Source organism: Streptomyces sp. NBC_01237, from assembly GCF_035917275.1.
In the GTDB taxonomy this organism is placed as follows: Bacteria; Actinomycetota; Actinomycetes; order Streptomycetales; family Streptomycetaceae; genus Streptomyces.
In genome coordinates, this window is the sequence record NZ_CP108508.1 from 6,968,068 (window position 1) to 6,986,732 (window position 18,665).

The window sequence follows — 18,665 nt, forward strand, 5'->3', positions numbered from 1 at the left end:
GCGTCGTATAGACTTCCAGGATTACCGTACGACGCGATCCCCGCCCGACCCAGGAGCAGTCATCATGGCCATAGACCTCGCAGGCCGCCACTTCCTCAAGGAGCTGGACTTCACGGCCGAGGAGTTCCGCGGCCTGATCTCCCTGGCCGCCGAGCTCAAGGCGGCCAAGAAGGCGGGCGACGAGGTCCAGCGGCTGCGGGGCAAGAACATCGCGTTGATCTTCGAGAAGACCTCCACCCGCACCCGCTGCGCCTTCGAGGTCGCCGCCGCCGATCAGGGTGCGTCCACCACCTACCTCGATCCCTCCGGCTCGCAGATGGGGCACAAGGAGTCGACGAAGGACACCGCCCGCGTCCTCGGCCGGATGTTCGACGGCATCGAGTACCGGGGCGACAGCCAGCAGACCGTGGAGGACCTGGCCGCCCATGGCGGCGTCCCCGTCTTCAACGGGCTCACCGACGACTGGCACCCCACGCAGATGCTCGCCGATGTGCTCACCATGACCGAGCACAGCGAGAAGCCGCTGGACCGGATCACCTTCGCCTACCTCGGTGACGCCCGCTTCAACATGGGCAACTCCTACCTGATCACCGGTGCGCTGCTCGGCATGGACGTACGGATCGTGGCCCCCGAGGCCTACTGGCCGAGCGAGGACGTCGTCGCCCGCGCGCGCGAGCTGGCCGTGGAGAGCGGCGCTGCGGTCACCCTCACCGAGGACATCACCGAGGGCGTCCGCGGGTGCGACTTCATCGCCACCGACGTCTGGGTCTCCATGGGGGAGCCCAAGGAGGTCTGGGCGGAGCGCATCGCGGCCCTCTGGCCGTACGCCGTGACCATGGACGTCCTGCGGTCCACCGGGAACGCCGAGGTGAAGTTCCTGCACTGCCTCCCGGCCTTCCACGACCTCGGCACCAAGGTCGGCCGGGAGATCCACGACGCCCACGGGCTGAGCGAGCTGGAGGTCAGCGACGAGGTCTTCGAGTCCGCGCACTCGGTCGTGTTCGACGAGGCGGAGAACCGGATGCACACGATCAAGGCCGTCCTGGTGGCCACGCTCGCGGGCGGCCGGTAGACGCGCGCCGCATGGCCATGCGCGCGATTGGGTGAATATGTGCGGGGGTGGCTACGATGTCGCCTCTTGGTGGGGTCCGAGCTCGCGCGCTCGGACCCCCTTGCCATGTGCCGCCCCGGAGTCCCCACGGCTCCGCGTGCGGGCTCCCCCCCCACACGTGTCACCTGCACCACCAGAGAAGAGACCCCCGCATGAGTTCCGGTCTGCGCCGCAAGAGCCCCGATCAGCTGGTAGCCGAGTCCGGCGCCGACCTTGAGGGGCATGGCCTCAGCCGGACCATGGGCCTGTTCCAGCTGGTCTGTTTCGGGGTCGGTGCCATCGTCGGTACCGGCATCTTCGTCGGGCTCTCCGACAGCGTCTCCGAGGCCGGACCTGCCGTCGTGCTGTCCTTCGTCCTCGCCGCCGTCACCTGCATCTTCACCGCCTTCTCCTTCGCCGAGCTGGGCGGCGCCATCCCGGTCTCCGGCAGCTCCTACTCCTTCGCCTACGCCGCTCTGGGCGAGCGCACCGCGTTCCTGGTCGGCTGGTGCCTGTTGCTGGAGTACGGCGTCTCGGTCTCCGCCGTCGCGGTCGGCTGGAGCCAGTACGTCAACGAACTGCTCAACAGCCTCATCGGGTGGGAACTGCCCGCCGTGCTGTCCTCGGGACCCGGCGACGGCGGTGTGGTCAATCTGCCCGCGATCGTGGTGATCATGATGGCCGCCACCCTGCTGGTACGGGGTGTCCGGGAGAGCGCCACCGCGACGGCGGCGATGGCGGTCCTCAAGATCGGCATCCTGGCCGCCTTCTGCGCGATCGCCTTCAGCGCGTTCGAGGACGGCAACCTCACCCCGTTCGCGGGCGAGGGGGTGGGCGGGATCACCGCCGGAGCGTCGCTGGCGTTCTTCTCGTACATCGGCTTCGACGCCATCACCACCGCGGGCGAGGAGGTCAGGAACCCCCGCCGGAACATCCCGATCGCCATCATGATCTGCATCGGTGTCGTCACCCTGCTCTACTGCGCGGTGGCGGTCTCGGCCATCGGCGCGCTGGGCGCCGACGCGGTCTCCGACAAACCGGCCGCGCTCTCGCTGATCGTCAATCAGGTCACCGATTCCACCGTGGGCGGCGGGATCATCGCCTTCGGCGCGGTCGTCGCGATCGCGTCCGTGGTGCTCGCGGTGATGTACGGGCAGACCCGCGTCCTGATGTCCATGTCCCGCGACGGGCTGATCCCGCGCGTCTTCGAGCGCGTCTCGCCCCGGACCCGTACCCCCGTCGCCAACACGTGGATCGTGGCCACCGTCTTCGCGGTCCCGGCGGCCTTCTCGTCGCTGGACGTCGTCGTGAACCTGACGACCATCGGCACGCTGGCCACCATGGTCGCGGTGAATGTCGCGGTCATGGTGCTCCGACGGCGCGAGCCGGAGCTGAAGCGCAGCTTCCGGGTGCCGCTGCACCCCGTGAGCCCTGTGCTGGGCGTCGCCTTCTGCCTGTATCTGATGTACGGGACGGGCTGGACGACCTGGCTGCAGTTCGCGGTCTTCCTGGCGGCCGGTTCGCTGCTGTACACGTGTTACGGGCGCAGCCGTTCGCGGCTGGCGGGCTCTGGGGCGACGGTCAGCTCAGGGGCGACGGGCCCGGCTGGGCCGGCAGCCCCGGGAGGGTGAACCAGACCGCCTTGCCGTGCTCCGTGGTGCGGTGACCGCAGGCGGAGCTGAGGGTGCGGATCAGGAGCAGGCCGCGGCCGTGTTCCTGCCACGGGTCGGGCTCGGAGCCGGGCCGCGGACGGGACAGGTCGCCCGGCGGGGCCGGATCGCGGTCGTGGACCTCGACCTGGCAGCCGCTCGGCAGGAGCTCCACCACCAGCTCGATGGGGTCGTGGCCGCGGGTGTGCTCGACGGCGTTGGCGACCAGCTCGGCGGTGAGGAGTTCGGCGGTGTCGCTGTCGGCCGGGGCGTCGATGTCCGACAGCGCGGTGCGGATGAGGGCGCGGGCGATCGGTACGGCGGCCGTGGAGTGCGGCAGGGTGATGCGCCAGGAGGCGGGGACTGGGACGTCGGGCGGCACGGCAGGTTTCCGTTTCGGGAGCGGGACTTCCTCGGAGCGGTACTTCTCGGGCCCGGATGTCCCGGGCCCGGAGGTCCCGGAGCGAGACTTCCTGTTTTCAACCTTACGAACCCAAAGGGAGAGGACATAGGGGCGGCCGACCGGTACAAACGGGACCTTCGGCACCAACAGTCTCATGACCGGGGTATTGCGTGCTCGTGACGGTAGTCACGTACGGATGATAGTTTCGAAGGCGGAACGAGACCCGCGCAGTGCCATCCAGCAGCCCGACGGCTGAAGGGGACCGCCGCCATGAGCCCTTTTCCCAGCTCCGCCCCGCGCACGGAGGACTGGCGCCATCTGCGGCTGACCAGACACGACGGTGTGGCCACCGTCACTCTCGCCCGGCCGGAAAAACTCAACGCGCTCACCTTCGGCGCCTACGCCGATCTGCGCGACCTCCTCGCCGAACTGTCCACGGAACGCTCCGTGCGCGCCCTCGTGCTCGCCGGTGAGGGGCGCGGGTTCTGCTCCGGCGGCGACGTCGACGAGATCATCGGCGCCACCCTCGCGATGGACACCGCGCAGCTCCTCGACTTCAACCGGATGACCGGACAGGTCGTACGGGCCCTGCGCGAGTGCCCCTTCCCGGTCGTCGCGGCCGTGCACGGGGTCGCCGCGGGCGCCGGTGCCGTCCTGGCGCTGGCCGCCGACTTCCGGATCGCCGACCCGTCCGCCCGCTTCGCCTTCCTGTTCACCCGCGTCGGTCTCTCCGGTGGCGACATGGGTGCCGCCTACCTCCTGCCGCGCGTCGTCGGCCTCGGCCACGCCACCCGGCTGCTGATGCTCGGCGAAGCCGTCCGCGCACCCGAAGCGGAACGTATCGGACTGATCAGCGAACTGGCCGAGGAGGGGCAGGCCGACGCCCGTGCCGCGGCCCTCGCCCGCCGCCTCGCCGACGGGCCCGCCCTCGCGCTCGCCCAGACCAAGGCCCTGCTCACCGCCGAACTCGACATGCCGCTGGCCGCCGCCGTCGAAATGGACGCGGCGACCCAGGCCCTGCTGATGCACGGCGAGGACTACGCCGAATTCCATGCCGCCTTCACCGAGAAGCGGCCGCCGAAGTGGCAGGGGCGGTAGCGCCGTGGCGGCCGCCGTCCGGCGGATCGCGGTCATCGGGGGCGGGCCCGGCGGGCTCTACGCCGCAGCCCTCCTCAAACGGCTCGACCCGCGACGCGACATCACCGTCTGGGAACGCAACGCCCCCGACGACACCTTCGGCTTCGGCGTCGTCCTCTCCGACGAGACCCTCGGCGGCATCGAGCACGCCGACCCCGCGGTGTACCGGGACCTGAGCGAGGAATTCGTCCGCTGGGACACCATCGACATCGTCCACCGGGGCCGCACCCACACCTCGGGCGGCCACGGCTTCGCCGCACTCGGCCGACGCCGCCTCCTGGAGATCCTGCACGCCCGCTGCGCGTCCCTCGGCGTGCACCTCCGCTTCCGCACCCAGGCGCCGCCCGCCGCCGAACTCGCCACCCGCTACGAACTGGTCGTCGCCGCCGACGGGGTGCACAGCGCCACCCGCGAGGCCGGCGCCGACGCCTTCGGCCCGCACCTCACCACGCACCGCAACCGCTACATCTGGCTCGCCGCCGACTTCGCCCTGGACGCCTTCCGCTTCGAGATCGCCGAGACCGAGCACGGAGTGCAGCAACTGCACGCCTACCCCTTCTCCGCCGACGCCTCCACCGCCATCGTCGAGATGCGCGAAGAGGTCTGGCGGGCCGCCGGACTCGACACCACCGACCCCGCCGAGTCCACCGCACGCTGTGCCAAGACCTTCGCCGAGGCCCTGGACGGCAGGCCCCTGCGCACCAACAACTCCTCCTGGCTCACCTTCCGCACCGTCGTCAACAGCCGCTGGTCGCACGGCAACACGGTCCTCATCGGGGACGCCGCCCACACCGCGCACTTCTCCATCGGCTCCGGCACCAAACTGGCCGTCGAGGACGCCCTCGCGCTCGCCGCCTCCCTTGAGGAACAGCCCGACCTGCCCACCGCCCTGGCCGCGTACGAGACCGAGCGCCGCCCCGTCGTCGCCTCCACCCAGCGCGCCGCCGCGGCCAGCCTGCGCTGGTTCGAGGAGCTGGCCACCTATGTGGACCAGCCGCCCCGCCGCTTCGCGTTCAACCTGCTCACCCGCAGCCGCCGCGTCACCCACGACAACCTGCGGCTGCGCGACGCCTCGTTCACCGCCGCCGTCGAGGAGGAGTTCGGCTGCCCGCCCGGCACCCCGCCGATGTTCACCCCGCTGCGGCTGCGCGGCCTCGAACTGCGCAACCGGGTCGTCGTCTCGCCCATGGACATGTACTCCGCCGTCGACGGGGTCCCCGGTGACTTCCACCTCGTCCACCTGGGCGCACGCGCACTCGGCGGCGCCGGACTCACCATGACCGAGATGGTGTGCGTCAGCCCCGAGGGCCGGATCACCCCCGGCTGCGCCGGTCTCTACACCGACGAACAGGCCACCGCCTGGACCCGGATCACCGACTTCGTGCACGCCTGCGCACCCGGCGCCGCGATCGGCGTCCAGCTCGGCCACTCCGGCCGCAAGGGCTCCACCAAGCTGATGTGGGAGGGCATCGACCAGCCGCTCGACGAGGGCAACTGGCCGGTCTCCGCCGCCTCCCCGATCCCGTACGCACCGGGCGTCAACCAGACCCCCCGAGCCCTGGACCGGGCCGGACTCGACGCGGTCCGTGAACAGTTCACCGCCGCCGCCCGGCGCGCCGCCCGGTGCGGGTTCGACCTCCTCGAACTCCACTGCGCGCACGGCTATCTGCTCTCCGGCTTCCTCTCCCCGCTCACCAACCACCGCACGGACGCCTACGGAGGGCCGACCGAGAACCGGCTCCGCTTCCCCCTGGAGGTCTTCGACGCGGTCCGCGCCGTCTGGCCGGACGACCGGCCCATGACCGTCCGGATCTCCGCCACCGACTGGGCCGAGGGCGGCACCAGCACCGAGGACGCCCTCACTGTCGCCCGCGCCTTCGCCGCACACGGCGCCGACGCCATCGACGTCTCCACCGGCCAGGTCGTCTCCGGTGAACGCCCCGAGTACGGCCGCTCCTACCAGACCCCGTACGCCGACCGCATCCGCAACACCGTGGACGTGCCCGTCATCGCGGTCGGCGCCATCTCCTCCTGGGACGACGTCAACTCGCTGCTGCTCGCGGGCCGCGCCGACCTCTGCGCGCTGGCCCGCCCGCACCTGTACGACCCGCACTGGACGCTGCACGCCGCCGCCGACCAGGGCTACAGCGGTACGGGCGCGCCCTGGCCCCTCCCGTACCGCGCGGGCAGCCGGCCCCCGCCGACCGGCCGCACGGACGCCCCGAAGCCGAGGCTCACGCTGGACTGACCCGGTCCCCGTCCCCGGCCCCCTCCTCGGCGGCCTCGGCGGCCGTCAGACACTCGTGGCAGCGGCAGGGCACGGGGTGCGGCGCCCCGTGATGGGCGTGCCGTTCCTCCCGGGCGATCCGCTCCAGCAGGGCGGCCAGCTCCTCGGTACGCTCCCGGCCGCCCGGCGGAATTCCGGTGCCCGCCGACCGGGAGATCACGGCCGGGCTGTACACCAACTGGGCCCGGAAGGTGTGCAGATGACGTGTGGCCGTATCGATGGTGATGAAGCGCCTGGAGTGCCTGCCGCGTCCCACCGTGGTCAGCTGCTGATGCCCCATTCCCGCGTACGTGTCGATGACGTACACCTTGGTGCCGCCCCGGTACGCCTTGGTGCCCGGACGCAGTTCCTGGCCCAGATCCCCGTACCGGCGCCACCGCACCACATTGGCGGCGACCAGCCACACGGCCTCGGGCGCCGGTTCCCGGCCCTCGCTCAACGCCGCTCCTCCGCACTGATCAGCAGCCGGTCCGACACCGGCTCGTACCCGATGCGCCGGTACACCCCGTTGCTCGTCGGATTCGCCAGGTCCGTGAACAGCAGGACCTCCGCCGCGCCCGCCGCCCGCGCCGCCCGGCTGACCTCGGCCGTCACCGCCGCCGCGTAACCGCGCCCCCGGTGCTCCGCCGGGGTGTACACCGCCGCCACCCGCACCGCGCCCGCGATCATGGGCGAGACACCCGCCATCGACACCGGGACGCCGCCGTCCTCCCAGAGGGTCAGCCCGCCGTCCGCCGTCCGCTCGTCCACGAGCCGCTCGGCATGGGTGCCCGGCTGGCCGACCTGCTCCGCGAACGCCAGGTGCCAGGCCACGAGCAGGTCCCGGTCGGCGGGGGCGGCGGCCCTGGCCCGGCCCGGCGGCGCGGGTGACGGCGGGATCAACTCGCCCAGCCGGTACAGCCGCTGCTCCATGTCCACCCGGTGGCCCGGCCACCCGGCGGCCAGGGCCTCGGCGCTCGCCCGGTCCGCGTTGATGCTCGTCGGGCCCAGGGCGTCGGCCAGCGGACCGACCGCCTCCGGTGCCACCCGGCCCAGCATCGGCGGGTACGGCGGCGTCCGCACCAGCGTCCCCGCCACCTCACCGTCCGGCCCGCGCCACCAGCCGAGCACCGGGTCGCCCTCGCCGTAGGCGTGCGGGCCCCGGCGCCGCAGCGTCGCCGTGACGGTCAGCACCAGGTTGTTCTCGGCGGGATGGGCGGACAGCGAGGCACCGGCCGCGTCCAGGAACGCGTCTACGTCATCCGTGAAGGTCCAGGTCATGCCTCATCCTGCCGGGAACGCGGACCGCGCGGCACCCGGATTTCGCGCGGTGGCGGTCCACCGCCCGCACACCCCACCGGGCGACCGGGGCCGCCCGTACGCCCCTCGGGACACCGGGGGCCGCCCGCACACACCCCCGGGTCACCGGTCACCGCCCGTACACCCCGCCCGGGTCACTGCCGTACGAACCGCTCCCCGGCATCCCGCAGCCGCTCGTGCAGCAGCCCGAAGACCTCCGCCGAGCGGCCCCCCGGCCAGTCCTTCGGCAACAGCTCATCCGGCAGCCCCGGGTCCGCGTACGGCAGCCGGCGCCACGAGTCCAGCGCCGGAAGATAGTCGCGGTACGCCTCCCGCGGACCGGGCGCCGCGTCCTCCCGCGACCGCTCCTCCCAGGCCCGCAGCACCGGTTCGTGCCGCTGGAGGAAGTCCATGTGGAGCCGGGCGACGGCGTCCAGGTCCCACCAGCGCGCCACCGACTCCCGCGTCACGGCGAAACCGAGGTGTTCCCCGCGGAACAGCTCCACATACGGGGCGAGTTCCAGCCGCTCCAGGGTGTGCCGGGTCTCCTCGTACAGCGCGGCCGGCGCGATCCACACCCCGGGCGCCACCGTGCCGAAGCCCAGCCGGGACAGCCGCGAGCGCAGCAAGTGCCGCTTGTGGCGCTCCGCCTCGGGGACGGAGAACACCACGAGCACCCAGCCGTCGGCGAGCCGGGGCGCCGGATGCCGGTAGATCCGCCGGTCGCCGTCGTCCAGCAACTGGCGGGCGTCGGCCGACAGCGCGTATCCGGCCGCGCCGCCGGCCGTACGGGCCGGGACCAGCAGCTCGCGGCGTTTGAGCCGGGACACGGAGGAGCGTACGGACGGGGCGTCGACACCGACGGCGTCCAGCAGCCGGATCAGCTCGGCCACCGGCAGCGGGGCATTGCCCGGGGAACGACCGTAGGCACCGTAGAGGGTGACGATCAGGGAACGGGGGGTGTGCAGCTCGGCCACGTGATCACTCTAGAGCCCGGGAGCCGGGCGGGGCGGACCCGTCGCGCAGCCGGAACCGCTGGAGCTTGCCGGTCGCGGTGCGCGGCAGGGCCGCCGTGAACGAGAAGACGCGCGGGCACTTGTGCGGGGCCAGCGTGCCCTTCATATAGGCGCGCAGGGAGTCCGCCGACAGCGTGGAACCCTCCCGCAGGACCACATGCGCCACCACGATCTGGCCGCGCAGCGCGTCGTCCCGGCCCACCACGGCGGCCTCCGTCACCTCCGGATGGCGCAGCAGGGCCTCCTCCACCTCGGGGCCCGCGATGTTGTAGCCGGAGGAGATGATCATGTCGTCGGCGCGGGCGACGTAGCGGAAGTAGCCGTCCGGCTCGCGGACATAGGTGTCGCCGGTCATGTTCCAGCCGTCGCGCACGTACTGCGTCTGCCGGGGGTCCGCGAGATAGCGGCAGCCGACGGGGCCGCGCACGGCGAGCAGGCCCGGTTCGCCGTCGGGCAGTTCCTCGCCGTCCGCGTCGACCACCCGCGCCTGCCAGCCCGGTACCGGGACCCCGGTGGTGCCGGGGCGGATGGCCTCGTCGGCGGCCGAGATGAAGATGTGCAGCAGTTCGGTGGCCCCGATGCCGTTGATGATGCGCAGCCCGGTCCGTTCGTACCAGGACTGCCAGGTGCCGGCGGGCAGGTTCTCCCCGGCCGACACACAGCGGCGCAGCGCGGACAGGTCGTGGCCGTCGAGCCGGTCGAGCATCGTGCGGTACGCGGTCGGCGCGGTGAACAGCACCGAGACCCGGTGCCGGGCGAGCGCGGGCAGCAGCTGTCCGGGACCGGACTGCTCCAGAAGCAGCGACGAGGCCCCCACCCGCAGCGGAAAGATCACCAGCCCGCCGAGTCCGAAGGTGAAGCCGAGCGGCGGGCTCCCGGCGAACACGTCGTCGGCGACGGGGCGCAGCACATGGCGGGAAAAGGTGTCCGCGACGGCCAGGACATCGCGGTGGAAGTGCATACAGCCCTTGGGCCGCCCGGTGGTCCCCGAGGTGAACGCGATCAGCGCGACATCGTCGGCGGCGGTGTCCACCGGCCGGTACGGGCCGGGGCGGGCCTCGGCGAGCCGGGTCAGATCGTCCGGCTCGTCCCCTCCGAACAAGGTGATCCGCACCCCCGTGACCTGAGCCCTCACCAGATCGTCGGCCGACCGGGCATCGCACAGCGCGTGGCTCGCCCCGGCCAGTGAGCAGATCGTGGCCAGCTCCTGGGACCGCGCCTGCGCCAGTACGGTGACGGCGACCGCGCCCGCCTTCATCACCGCGAGCCAGCAGGCGGCCAGCCAGGGCGTGGTGGGGCCGCGCAGCAGCACCCGGTTTCCGGGGCGGACGCCCAGATCAGCTGTCAGGACATGGGCGATCCGGTCCACCCGGTCCCGCAGTTCGCCGTAGCTCCACACCGCGCCGTCGTCGGTGCGGAAGGCGGGGCGGTCCGGGCCCAGATGGCCGATGGTGGCGTCGAGCAGTTCGTACCCGCAGTTGAGCCGGTCGGGGTAGCTCAGTTCGGTGCGGTCGAAGACCAACTCGGGCCACTGGTCCGGCGGCGGGAGATGGTCGCGGGAAAACGTGTCGGTGTGCCCGCTCGCGGCGCGGGCGTGTGAAGTGGACACATGCGTACTCGGCGAGGAATTCGGCTCCATCGAGGATCGCCCCCTTGTCGCTTCTGGAGCGTATCGTTTGAGTGACGGTAGTCAACGGTCCGCGATAAGACGTGACAAGAGAGGCGCCGGTATGACGGCATTCTCCCTCGATCCGGAACAAACCGCCTGGTGTGAAGAGCTGCGTACCCTCGCCGATCAGCAGCTGCGCCCGCTGGCCGAGAAGGGCGACCCCGGCCAGGTCAACCGTCCGCTGCTCGCCGCCCTGGGGGAGCTCGGCCTGCTCGGCAGGATGCTGGGCTCCGGCGCTCTCGACCTCTGCCTGCTCCGGGAATCCCTGGCCCGCGGCTGTACGGAGGCCGAGACCGCGCTCGCCCTCCAGGGCCTCGGCACCGCGCCGATCGTCCAGGCGGGCACCCCGGCCCACCGTGAACGCTGGCTCCCCGAGGTCCGGGCGGGCCGCGCCGTCGCCGCCTTCGCCCTGAGCGAGCCGGGCGCGGGCTCCGACGCGGCGGCCCTGTCCCTCGCCGCCGAGCACAGCGCGGACGGCTGGCGGCTGACCGGCGAGAAGTGCTGGATCTCCAACGCCCCCGAGGCCGACTTCTACACCGTCTTCGCCCGCACGACGAAGGACGCCGGGGCCCGTGGCGTCACCGCGTTCCTGGTCCCCGCCGACCGCCCCGGACTCACCGGAACGGCCCTCGACATGCTCTCCCCGCACCCCATCGGCGCCCTGGACTTCGACGGCGTGCCCGTCACCGCCGACGACGTGCTCGGCGAACCGGACCGGGGCTTCCGGGTCGCGATGAACACCCTCAACCTCTTCCGGCCGAGCGTCGGGGCCTTCGCCGTCGGGATGGCACGGGCCGCCCTGGACGCGACCCTGGCCCACACCGCCGTACGGACCGCGTTCGGGGGCCCGCTGCGCGACCTCCAGTCGGTCTCCCACCAGGTCGCCGAGATGGCCACCCGCACCGAGGCCGCCCGGCTCCTGGTGTACGCGGCCGCCGCGGCCCACGACGCGGGCGAACCGGGCGTACCCCGGCGCGCGGCCATGGCCAAGCTGTACGCCACCGAGACCGCGCAGTACGTCGTCGACGCGGCGGTCCAGCTGCACGGCGCCCGCGCCCTGCGCCGCGGCCACCTCCTCGAACACCTCTACCGGGAGGTCCGCGCACCGCGGATCTACGAGGGCGCCAGCGAGGTGCAGCGCACGATCATCGCCAAGGAGCTGTACGCCCGCCCGACCACGGAGCCGCCCGCATGAGCCCTGTCCAACGGATCAACCCGGCCGAACTCGCCCCGCCCACCGGCTTCTCGCACGCCGTCACGGCCACCGGCGGGCAGCTCGTCTTCCTCGCCGGACAGACCGCCCTCGACCCGGACGGCAAGATCACCGGCAGCACCCTGCCCGAGCAGTTCGCGACGGCACTCACCAATCTGCTCACCGCCCTGCGCGCGGCGGGCGGCGCCCCGGCGGACCTGGTCCGGGTCACCGTGTACGCCACCGATGTCGCCGACTACCGCGCCCACGCCTCCGAACTGGGCCGCGTCTGGCGGCGGCTGGCCGGACGGGACTATCCGGCGATGGCGGTCATCGGGACGGTCCGGCTCTGGGACGAACAGGCCCTGGTGGAGCTCGACGGGATCGCCGTGCTGCCCTGAGGCCCCGGACGCGCCGTGGGCGGGCCCGGTCGGACCGGACCCGCCCACCGGCGGACGACCTCACGCGCGCACCGCGGATCAGTACGGCCTGACCAGGACGTGGGCGGCGCCCGGGATGCCGACCTTCAGCAGCTCGTCCTCCTCCGGCGTCGTCGCGTTGCCGGTCTCCTGCTTCAGGATCGCCCGCGACATGCTCTGCACCCACATGGCACGCGGCCGGCGCCGGGCCTCCCAGGCGGCGAGCGCGGCGGCCACGCCGTCCTCGGCGTCCAGCGACTCGGCCAGCACCTGCGCGTCCTCGACCGCCATCGCCGCGCCCTGCGCCAGATGCGGGGTGCTCGCGTGCGCGGCGTCACCGGCCAGCACGACCCGGCCCACGTGCCACGGCTCCTCGACCGTCACCTGGGAGATCCGCGAGTACACCACGGCCCGCGGGTCGGTGACGTCCCGCAGCGCCTCGGCGACCGGGCCGGTGAATCCGGCGAGCCGCTCCGCGAGCTCCTCGTGCGCCCGCTCCGGGTCCGGCCGGAAGTCTTCGGCCTCGGCGAACACCGCACCCAGATACATCAGTTCGTCCGTGATGGGGGTCAGCAGCGCCTTGGCGGCCTGGTTGCCCGTGCTCATCACGACACCCTGGACCTCGGGGTGACGGGGCACGGTGACCCGCCAGTTGGCGAAGCCCGTGTACTCGGGGCGGAAGCGGTCGCCGTAGAGCCGGGTGCGCAGCGGCGAACCGATGCCGTCGAAGCCCACGACCAGGTCCCAGCGGGCGGCCGAGCCGTCGGACAGGGTCACGTCCACGCCGGAGCCGTCGTCGGCCAGTTCACCGATCGTCGTACCGAAGCGGATCGGCACCCCGGCAGCGGCGGCGGCGTCGCCGAGCACCTTGGCCAGGGCGGGGCGCGGTATGCCGTTGTTGGAGGGGGCGTCGCCCATGCGCGGCTGCGGGATCTTGGCGAGCGTGGCACCGGCCGGGTCGCAGATGGTCAGTACCTCCCACGCGAACCCCGCCCTCACGCAGTCGTCGAGGACCCCGATCTCCCGCATGACGTGCAGGGCGTTCGAGGGCTGGATGATGCCGACGCCGAGCGCGTCCAGCTCGTCACGCAGTTCGACGACCTCGACGGTGTGACCGCGACGGGCCAGCGCGACGGCGAGGGTCAGCCCGCCGATCCCGCCGCCGTGGATCAGTACGCGCAGGGGTGATGCCATCTCGGATCTCCGATACGAAAGGTGAGAGAGAAGAGGTACAGAGGAGGAGGGGCGGCGGCGGGTCAGCCGGCCGCCGAGGGCAGACTCATCAGGTGGTCCACCAGCGCGAGCAGCACATCGCGCCCGAACGGCCGCTCCCGGACATCGCCGATCAGCAGCGGAACATGCGGATCGAGGTCGAGCGCGGACCGGATCTCGTCCTTGGTACGGGTGTTGTGGCCGTGGAAGCAGTTGATCGCGACGACGAACGGGATGTCCCGGCTCTCGAAGAAGTCGATCGAGGCGAAACTGGTGTCGAGCCGCCGGGTGTCGGCGATCACGACGCCACCGAGCGCCCCGTTGACCAGGTCGTTCCACATGAACCAGAAGCGTTCCTGGCCCGGGGTCCCGAAGAGGTAGACCACCAGCTCGGGACTGACCGTGATCCGTCCGAAGTCCAGGGCCACGGTGGTCGTGTCCTTCTGACCGACACCGGCCAGGTCGTCCACTCCGATGCTGGCCTTGGTCAGGTACTCCTCGGTGCGCAGCGGCGCCACTTCGCTGACGGCGCCCACCAGGGTGGTCTTTCCGACGCCGAAGCCGCCGGCTATGAGGATCTTGACGGCGCTGGGCGCTGTCTGAGGGGTTGTCATCTTGGTTCAGAGTCTCCGGAGTCCGTCACGTACAGCGGCCAGCAGGCCCATGCGGGCCCCGCCGGACGCCCGTGCCACCGACAGCGGGGCACGGGCCAGCAGCAGGCCCTGGGAGACCAGATCCGCCAGCAGGATCTTGGTCACCGAGACCGGCAGATCGAGGTCGGCGGAGACCTCGGCGACCGCGGCCGAGTGCCGGCAGCGGTCCAGGATCATGCGGTGCTCCGGCTGGAGCCTGCCCGCTCGCAGGGGTACACCGTGGACGTCCCGCGGATCGTTCGCGGTCGTCAGCACGGTGATGAGGGTGAAGTCGTCCCGCTCGGGAGCGGTCCGGCCCCGGGTGATGGTGTACGGGCGGACCATGGTGCCCGCGCCGTCCTCCTCCGGCTCCTCGTCCCAGTAGGGCGTCACACCCGCTGCCCGTCCCCGGTACCGAAGGCGTCGAAGTCACCGCGCACCGGGGCGCTGAGCTTCTGACCGACCTGCTGGACCAGGTTGTGCATGGCCAGCGACATCACCTCGGCGTCCACCTCCTGGGAGGCGACCACGGCCAGATGGGTGCCCTGGCCCGCCGTGATGATGAAAAGCCACAGGTCGGCCAGTTCGACGATGACCTGGTGGACGGAACCACCGTTGAACAGCTGGCCGGCCCCCCGGGCCAGGCTCTGCTGGCCGGTGCAGATGGCGGCCAGCCGCTCGGCGTCGGCGCGCTCGATGGTGCGCGAATGGCTCACCACCAGTCCGTCGTCGGACAGCAGGACGGCGTTCAGCGTCTCGGCCACCGAGTCCACCAAACCGTCGAGCAGCCAGTCGAGATCCTGGAGGGTGGCCGTTGTGCGTGTCATGACCGTTCTTCTCTCGTGGGAAAGGGGGAGGCGGGAGGTACGGGCGGTGCCGGTGGCTCCTCGGTCGCGCGTGCCGCGCGCGACCTCCGCTGGAACGCGCCGATGGCGGCTCCGGCCCGACGGGGGGCCGGCCGGAGCAGCGGGTTCTCGTCCCAGCTCGGGGGCCTGGGCACGGCGGGCCGGGCTGCCGGATCGATCCGCAGCTCGTCCACCAGGCTGGCCTGGCGGACCCGGCGCGGGAGCGGGGGCTCCCCACCGGACTCCGGGAGCGCCGGTGCCGGGGGGAGGGCCGGGTGTTCGGACTGCGCCGGCAGCGGGGGCGTGACGGGGTCGCGCTCCGCGTAGGACGGCTCCGGGTAGGACGGCTCCGCGTAGGTCTGCGGGTACGACGGCTCGGGCGGCACCGGGTACGGCTCCTCGGCGGACGCGTACGGGTGACCCGGCACCGGGTACTGCCCGGCTGCCGTCATGTACGGCTGCTCCGGCGCGGCGTACGGGTCCTCGCCGCCCGCGTAGCGGTTCGCCTCCGCCGGGAACGGGTTCCCGGGCGGCGGGTACGCGGACTCGGCGCCCGCGTACGGCTGCCCGGCCGGTCCGTACGGCTGCTCCGACGGCGGGTACGACTCGTCGGGCGAGGCGTACGTCTCCTCGGCGGACGTGTACGGCTGCTCCGGGACGGCGTACGTGCCCTCGGCACCGGCGTACGGCTGTGGGACAGGTGCGTACGGGTCCTGCGGGGCGGTGTACGGCTGCCCGGGGGCGGCGAACGGATCGGCCTGCGCGGGCTGCTCGGACCGGCCCGGCAGATCCCGCTCGCCGGGCTGCTCCGGCCGACCGGGGCGTTCGGCGCGGTCGCCGCGTTCCGCGCGGGCGGCGGCGTGGTCGACCAGGGCGGTGACCCCGGCCATCGCCCTGCCCTGGACGCGGGTGGGCAGGGCGCCCGGAGCCGCGGTGGACGCGGTGGTCCGGCCCTGGGCGGAGGGGAGCGCGGCGGCCGGCGCCACACCGACGGGACCGGCGGACGGATCGGCGACCGTCAGCTCGTCGGGGACGAGGACGACGACCCGCGTACCGCCGAAGGCGGACGGCCGGAACTCGACCCGCAGACCGTGCTGGTCCGCGAGGCGGGCGATCACATAGAGGCCGAGGCGGATGTCGTCCGCGTGCGCGAGGACGTCCATCCGGGGCGGCCGGCTCATCAGCTCGTTGGCCTCGGCCAGCTGCTTCTCGTCCATCCCGAGACCGCGGTCCTCGACCTCGATGGCCAGGCCCCGGCTCACCTTGGCGGCGCGGACCTCGACCGGGCTGGGCGGCCGGGAGAAGCTCAGCGCGTTCTCGATCAGCTCGGCCAGCACATGGGAGACCGGGCCGATGGCCCGCTCGGACAGCCAGGGGGCGCCGTCGAGATCCAGCACCACACGGCGGTAGTCCTGCACCTCGCCCTGGGCGGACCGCATGACGTCCAGCAGGGGTACGGGCTTGCGCCAGCGCCGGTGCGGGGCACCTCCGGCGAGGATGACGAGGTTCTCCTCGTACCGTCGCAGGCGCGCGGTGAGGTGGTCCAGGTCGAACAGCCCGTCCAGTACCTCGGGGTCCTCGTGCTTGCGCTCCAGCTCGTCCAGCTTCTTGAGCTGCTGGCCGATCAGCTGCTGGGTGCGGCGGGCGATGCGCTGGAGGAGCCGCTCGAAGCCGCGGTGCTGGTCGGCCTGTTTGACCGCGGCGTTGAGGGCGCTGGTGCGCGCCAGGTTCAGGGCGTCACCGAGCTTGGTGAGCTCGTCGGACGTACCGCTGCCCCTGTCCGGCTCGATCGCGCGGGCCTCGGCCTCGACATCGATCTTCTCGCCCTGGCCCAGCCGCTCGACGACCTCGGGGAGCGTCTTCTCCAGCTCCTCGGCCCGTTCCTGGAGACCGCCGATCCGGCGCCGCAGCGTACGGGTGAGGCGCCAGGTGGTCACGATGACCGCGATCACCGCGGCCAGACCGATCACGGTGGTGAGCGCCATCTTGAGCAGCAGGGACATGACGGTCCCCTTGCCCTGCTCGACGACCATCGCGGTGCGGTGCTCCAGCAGTTCCACCAGCTGGGGCGTGAGGTCGTCCATCGCCTGACGCCAGGTCCTGTGCTCCGTGTCCAGGGCCACCATCCCGGAGTCGTCGGGAGTGGCGGGCCGCAGGGCCTTCTCCTCGACCGCCGTCTTGGCCTTCCACGCCTCGCTGTCGGTGATCTCCTGCCACATCGACCGCTCGTCGTCGGGCAGGTAGGGAAGGACCTTGGTGCCGTACTGGAAGGGCTGGGCGGAGACCTCCCCGCGCAACTGCTGGAGGTCCTCGACGCTCAGCTTCCCCTTGGGCCAGCCACGGGCCAGGATCGCGTCCGAACGGGAGATCATCTCCTTGGTCCAGAACAGGTCGACGAGCGGCTGCGACAGCGTGGTCACCTTGCCGTTGTCCACATGGCTGAGCGCGGAGAACAGCTTGAGGTCCACGGCGATCAGGTCGGTGTAGTAGTCGTACACCACGGTTTGCTGCTTGTTGTCGCCCTGGTCGACCAGAGTTCGCTGGGCGGGCAGCTGGTTGATCGCCTCGCGGGCCTTGCCGACCGCGTCACGGACCTCCGCGGGAGCGTCGTCGGTGGACACGTCGGAGACCGACTGGAAGGTGTCGATCGCGTCGTCGGTGAGCGCCCGCTGACGGTCCAGGGCCTCGGTGGAACCTCCGGAGGCGGCCAGGGCTTCGGCGCTCAGCCGCCGCTCCTCCTGCAGGTTGTAGTACACGATGTTGGACGGTTGGCCGGCCTTCTCGGCCAACTGTCCCTGGGCTGCCTGGCGTTGAAAGTCGAGCAGTGTCTGTCCACTGGTGACGGCCCAGAGGGCTGCCAGTGCGACACCGGGGACGATGGCCAGTACGAGCAGGGCTGTCCGCAACGACATGGTGGTCGAGTCGGTCCGCCGAGACGCGCGCGTGCGCAGGGCATGCTCCTTGACGATGGGTGCCAGCCTCACGACTGGTCAATTCCGTTGAGAACTTCGACACATAGATATTAGTCACACTGCAAAAAAGAAGAGAAAGCGGCCTCACATGGGCAACACGGCGCGCCCACGTCGTCCCCACGAATCCCGCGTCCGACCTGCCCGGGCAGCGGTACGGTCCGGTCCGTTCGGGGCGCGGCGGGACCGGGTCCGTTCGGGGCGCGGCGGGACCAGGTCCGTCGAGTGGCCGTCGAGTAGCGGGGCGGCGCGCCCGGGGTGAGGGTGGAGGCGTGACCAGCGAACCGCCCCCGCACCCCGCCGCCAGGTCGTACGACGGCGAGGGCATCACCGTCAGCTACGACGCCCACCGCTGCCTGCACGCCGCCGAATGCGTGCACGGGCTGCCCACCGTCTTCGAGGTCGGGCGCAAGCCGTGGATCATGCCGGCCAACGCCTCCGCCGACGAGGTGGCCGACGTCATCCACCGCTGCCCGAGCGGTGCCCTCCAGTACCACCGCACCGACGGCCTGCCGGACGAGGTCCCCGATGCGCCGACCCATGTCTCCCTGCACGCCGACGGAGTGCTCCATCTGCGCGGGGACCTGGAGATCGACACCCTCGAAGGGACCCGGCGGGAGACCCGGGTGATGCTGTGCGGCTGCGGGCGCACGGGGAACGCGCCCTTCTGCGACCACAGCGGGAAGTGCGCCGGCCACGTCTGAGCGCGACCGGGCCGAGGACGCCATCGGGCACGGCGGGCGGGAGTGCGCCCGGTACGGCGCGGACGACCGCGCCCGGCGTGGTGGGCAGGCCCCCGGCACGGTGGGCCGGGTTCGCCGGGGACGGTGGTCCCGGTTCGCGCGGGACGGTGGTCCGGGTTCGCCG

At 72.2% G+C, this 18,665-nt stretch carries 17 protein-coding genes; 7 read left to right on the top strand and 10 right to left on the bottom strand.

Annotation, left to right across the window (positions count from 1 at the left end; translation table 11 throughout):
* Nucleotides 1-64: 64 nt before the first annotated feature.
* Together argF and OG251_RS31040 are read left to right on the top strand one after the other, a co-directional pair.
* Nucleotides 65-1,072: an ornithine carbamoyltransferase gene (gene argF / locus OG251_RS31035; RefSeq protein WP_326680196.1), complete on the top strand. Its 1,008-nt coding sequence runs from the start codon at nucleotides 65-67 to the stop codon at nucleotides 1,070-1,072.
* A gap of 191 nt (nucleotides 1,073-1,263) precedes the next feature.
* Complete coding sequence (locus tag OG251_RS31040; RefSeq protein WP_326680197.1) at nucleotides 1,264-2,721, top strand: amino acid permease; 1,458 nt, start codon at nucleotides 1,264-1,266, stop codon at nucleotides 2,719-2,721.
* Here the strand turns inward: OG251_RS31040 and OG251_RS31045 are convergent.
* Nucleotides 2,672-3,121, bottom strand: coding sequence for an ATP-binding protein (locus tag OG251_RS31045; RefSeq protein WP_266812983.1), 450 nt, complete (start codon nucleotides 3,119-3,121; stop codon nucleotides 2,672-2,674). The two genes, OG251_RS31040 and OG251_RS31045, sit on opposite strands and share 50 nt — an antisense overlap.
* A 291-nt stretch (nucleotides 3,122-3,412) precedes the next feature.
* On the opposite strand from OG251_RS31045, the gene OG251_RS31050 reads away from it, so the two are divergent.
* Together OG251_RS31050 and OG251_RS31055 are read left to right on the top strand one after the other, a co-directional pair.
* On the top strand, nucleotides 3,413-4,240 hold the full coding sequence (locus OG251_RS31050) for an enoyl-CoA hydratase family protein (protein WP_073720878.1): 828 nt from the start codon (nucleotides 3,413-3,415) through the stop codon (nucleotides 4,238-4,240).
* Nucleotides 4,194-6,527 carry a bifunctional salicylyl-CoA 5-hydroxylase/oxidoreductase gene (locus tag OG251_RS31055; protein WP_326680198.1) on the top strand — a complete coding sequence of 778 codons (2,334 nt, stop codon included), beginning with the start codon at nucleotides 4,194-4,196 and terminating at the stop codon, nucleotides 6,525-6,527. Before OG251_RS31050 ends, OG251_RS31055 begins: the two co-directional genes overlap by 47 nt.
* Here OG251_RS31055 and OG251_RS31060 read toward each other — a convergent pair.
* The 4 genes from OG251_RS31060 to OG251_RS31075 all read right to left on the bottom strand — a co-directional run bounded on the left by OG251_RS31060 (nucleotide 6,514) and on the right by OG251_RS31075 (nucleotide 10,499).
* A complete protein-coding gene (locus tag OG251_RS31060) occupies nucleotides 6,514-7,005 on the bottom strand; it encodes a hypothetical protein (protein WP_326680199.1) in 492 nt (163 codons plus the stop codon). The two genes, OG251_RS31055 and OG251_RS31060, sit on opposite strands and share 14 nt — an antisense overlap.
* A complete protein-coding gene (locus tag OG251_RS31065) occupies nucleotides 7,002-7,826 on the bottom strand; it encodes a GNAT family N-acetyltransferase (protein ID WP_326680200.1) in 825 nt (274 codons plus the stop codon). The genes OG251_RS31060 and OG251_RS31065 overlap by 4 nt, the downstream gene beginning before the upstream one ends.
* A 173-nt stretch (nucleotides 7,827-7,999) precedes the next feature.
* Nucleotides 8,000-8,821 carry a PaaX family transcriptional regulator gene (locus OG251_RS31070; RefSeq protein ID WP_326680201.1) on the bottom strand — a complete coding sequence of 274 codons (822 nt, stop codon included), beginning with the start codon at nucleotides 8,819-8,821 and terminating at the stop codon, nucleotides 8,000-8,002.
* A 4-nt stretch (nucleotides 8,822-8,825) separates the two neighbouring features.
* The gene (locus tag OG251_RS31075) at nucleotides 8,826-10,499 is read right to left on the bottom strand and encodes an AMP-binding protein (protein WP_326680202.1); all 1,674 of its coding nucleotides are present in this window, start codon (nucleotides 10,497-10,499) and stop codon (nucleotides 8,826-8,828) included.
* 91 nt (nucleotides 10,500-10,590) lie between these two features.
* Between OG251_RS31075 and OG251_RS31080 the strand changes: the two genes are divergently transcribed.
* Entirely contained in the window at nucleotides 10,591-11,724 is a 1,134-nt protein-coding gene (locus OG251_RS31080) for an acyl-CoA dehydrogenase family protein (RefSeq protein ID WP_326680203.1), read from the top strand.
* Entirely contained in the window at nucleotides 11,721-12,122 is a 402-nt protein-coding gene (locus OG251_RS31085) for a RidA family protein (protein WP_326680204.1), read from the top strand. The genes OG251_RS31080 and OG251_RS31085 overlap by 4 nt, the downstream gene beginning before the upstream one ends.
* A gap of 78 nt (nucleotides 12,123-12,200) precedes the next feature.
* Here OG251_RS31085 and OG251_RS31090 read toward each other — a convergent pair whose 3' ends face one another.
* The 5 genes from OG251_RS31090 to OG251_RS31110 form a co-directional block, all read right to left on the bottom strand.
* Entirely contained in the window at nucleotides 12,201-13,334 is a 1,134-nt protein-coding gene (locus tag OG251_RS31090) for an FAD-dependent monooxygenase (RefSeq protein ID WP_326680205.1), read from the bottom strand.
* Between the two features lie 62 nt (nucleotides 13,335-13,396).
* On the bottom strand, nucleotides 13,397-13,966 hold the full coding sequence (locus OG251_RS31095; protein WP_326680206.1) for a GTP-binding protein: 570 nt from the start codon (nucleotides 13,964-13,966) through the stop codon (nucleotides 13,397-13,399).
* 6 nt (nucleotides 13,967-13,972) lie between these two features.
* A complete protein-coding gene (locus tag OG251_RS31100) occupies nucleotides 13,973-14,377 on the bottom strand; it encodes a DUF742 domain-containing protein (protein WP_385732344.1) in 405 nt (134 codons plus the stop codon).
* On the bottom strand, nucleotides 14,374-14,811 hold the full coding sequence (locus OG251_RS31105) for a roadblock/LC7 domain-containing protein (protein ID WP_073720868.1): 438 nt from the start codon (nucleotides 14,809-14,811) through the stop codon (nucleotides 14,374-14,376). The genes OG251_RS31100 and OG251_RS31105 overlap by 4 nt, the downstream gene beginning before the upstream one ends.
* Entirely contained in the window at nucleotides 14,808-17,813 is a 3,006-nt protein-coding gene (locus OG251_RS31110; protein WP_326680207.1) for a sensor histidine kinase, read from the bottom strand. The genes OG251_RS31105 and OG251_RS31110 overlap by 4 nt, the downstream gene beginning before the upstream one ends.
* A gap of 257 nt (nucleotides 17,814-18,070) precedes the next feature.
* Between OG251_RS31110 and OG251_RS31115 the strand changes: the two genes are divergently transcribed.
* Nucleotides 18,071-18,502: a (4Fe-4S)-binding protein gene (locus OG251_RS31115; protein ID WP_326680208.1), complete on the top strand. Its 432-nt coding sequence runs from the start codon at nucleotides 18,071-18,073 to the stop codon at nucleotides 18,500-18,502.
* Nucleotides 18,503-18,665: the final 163 nt, after the last annotated feature.

Bases quoted from the DNA above. Each gene is read 5' to 3' on its own strand.
- argF (WP_326680196.1), top strand. From the start codon at position 65: ATGGCCATAGACCTCGCAGGCCGCCACTTCCTCAAGGAGCTGGACTTC.
- OG251_RS31090 (WP_326680205.1), bottom strand. From the start codon at position 13,334: ATGGCATCACCCCTGCGCGTACTGATCCACGGCGGCGGGATCGGCGGG.
- OG251_RS31050 (WP_073720878.1), top strand. From the start codon at position 3,413: ATGAGCCCTTTTCCCAGCTCCGCCCCGCGCACGGAGGACTGGCGCCAT.
- OG251_RS31065 (WP_326680200.1), bottom strand. From the start codon at position 7,826: ATGACCTGGACCTTCACGGATGACGTAGACGCGTTCCTGGACGCGGCC.
- OG251_RS31085 (WP_326680204.1), top strand. From the start codon at position 11,721: ATGAGCCCTGTCCAACGGATCAACCCGGCCGAACTCGCCCCGCCCACC.
- OG251_RS31040 (WP_326680197.1), top strand. From the start codon at position 1,264: ATGAGTTCCGGTCTGCGCCGCAAGAGCCCCGATCAGCTGGTAGCCGAG.
- OG251_RS31080 (WP_326680203.1), top strand. From the start codon at position 10,591: ATGACGGCATTCTCCCTCGATCCGGAACAAACCGCCTGGTGTGAAGAG.
- OG251_RS31095 (WP_326680206.1), bottom strand. From the start codon at position 13,966: ATGACAACCCCTCAGACAGCGCCCAGCGCCGTCAAGATCCTCATAGCC.
- OG251_RS31105 (WP_073720868.1), bottom strand. From the start codon at position 14,811: ATGACACGCACAACGGCCACCCTCCAGGATCTCGACTGGCTGCTCGAC.
- OG251_RS31055 (WP_326680198.1), top strand. From the start codon at position 4,194: ATGCCGCCTTCACCGAGAAGCGGCCGCCGAAGTGGCAGGGGCGGTAGC.
- OG251_RS31075 (WP_326680202.1), bottom strand. From the start codon at position 10,499: ATGGAGCCGAATTCCTCGCCGAGTACGCATGTGTCCACTTCACACGCC.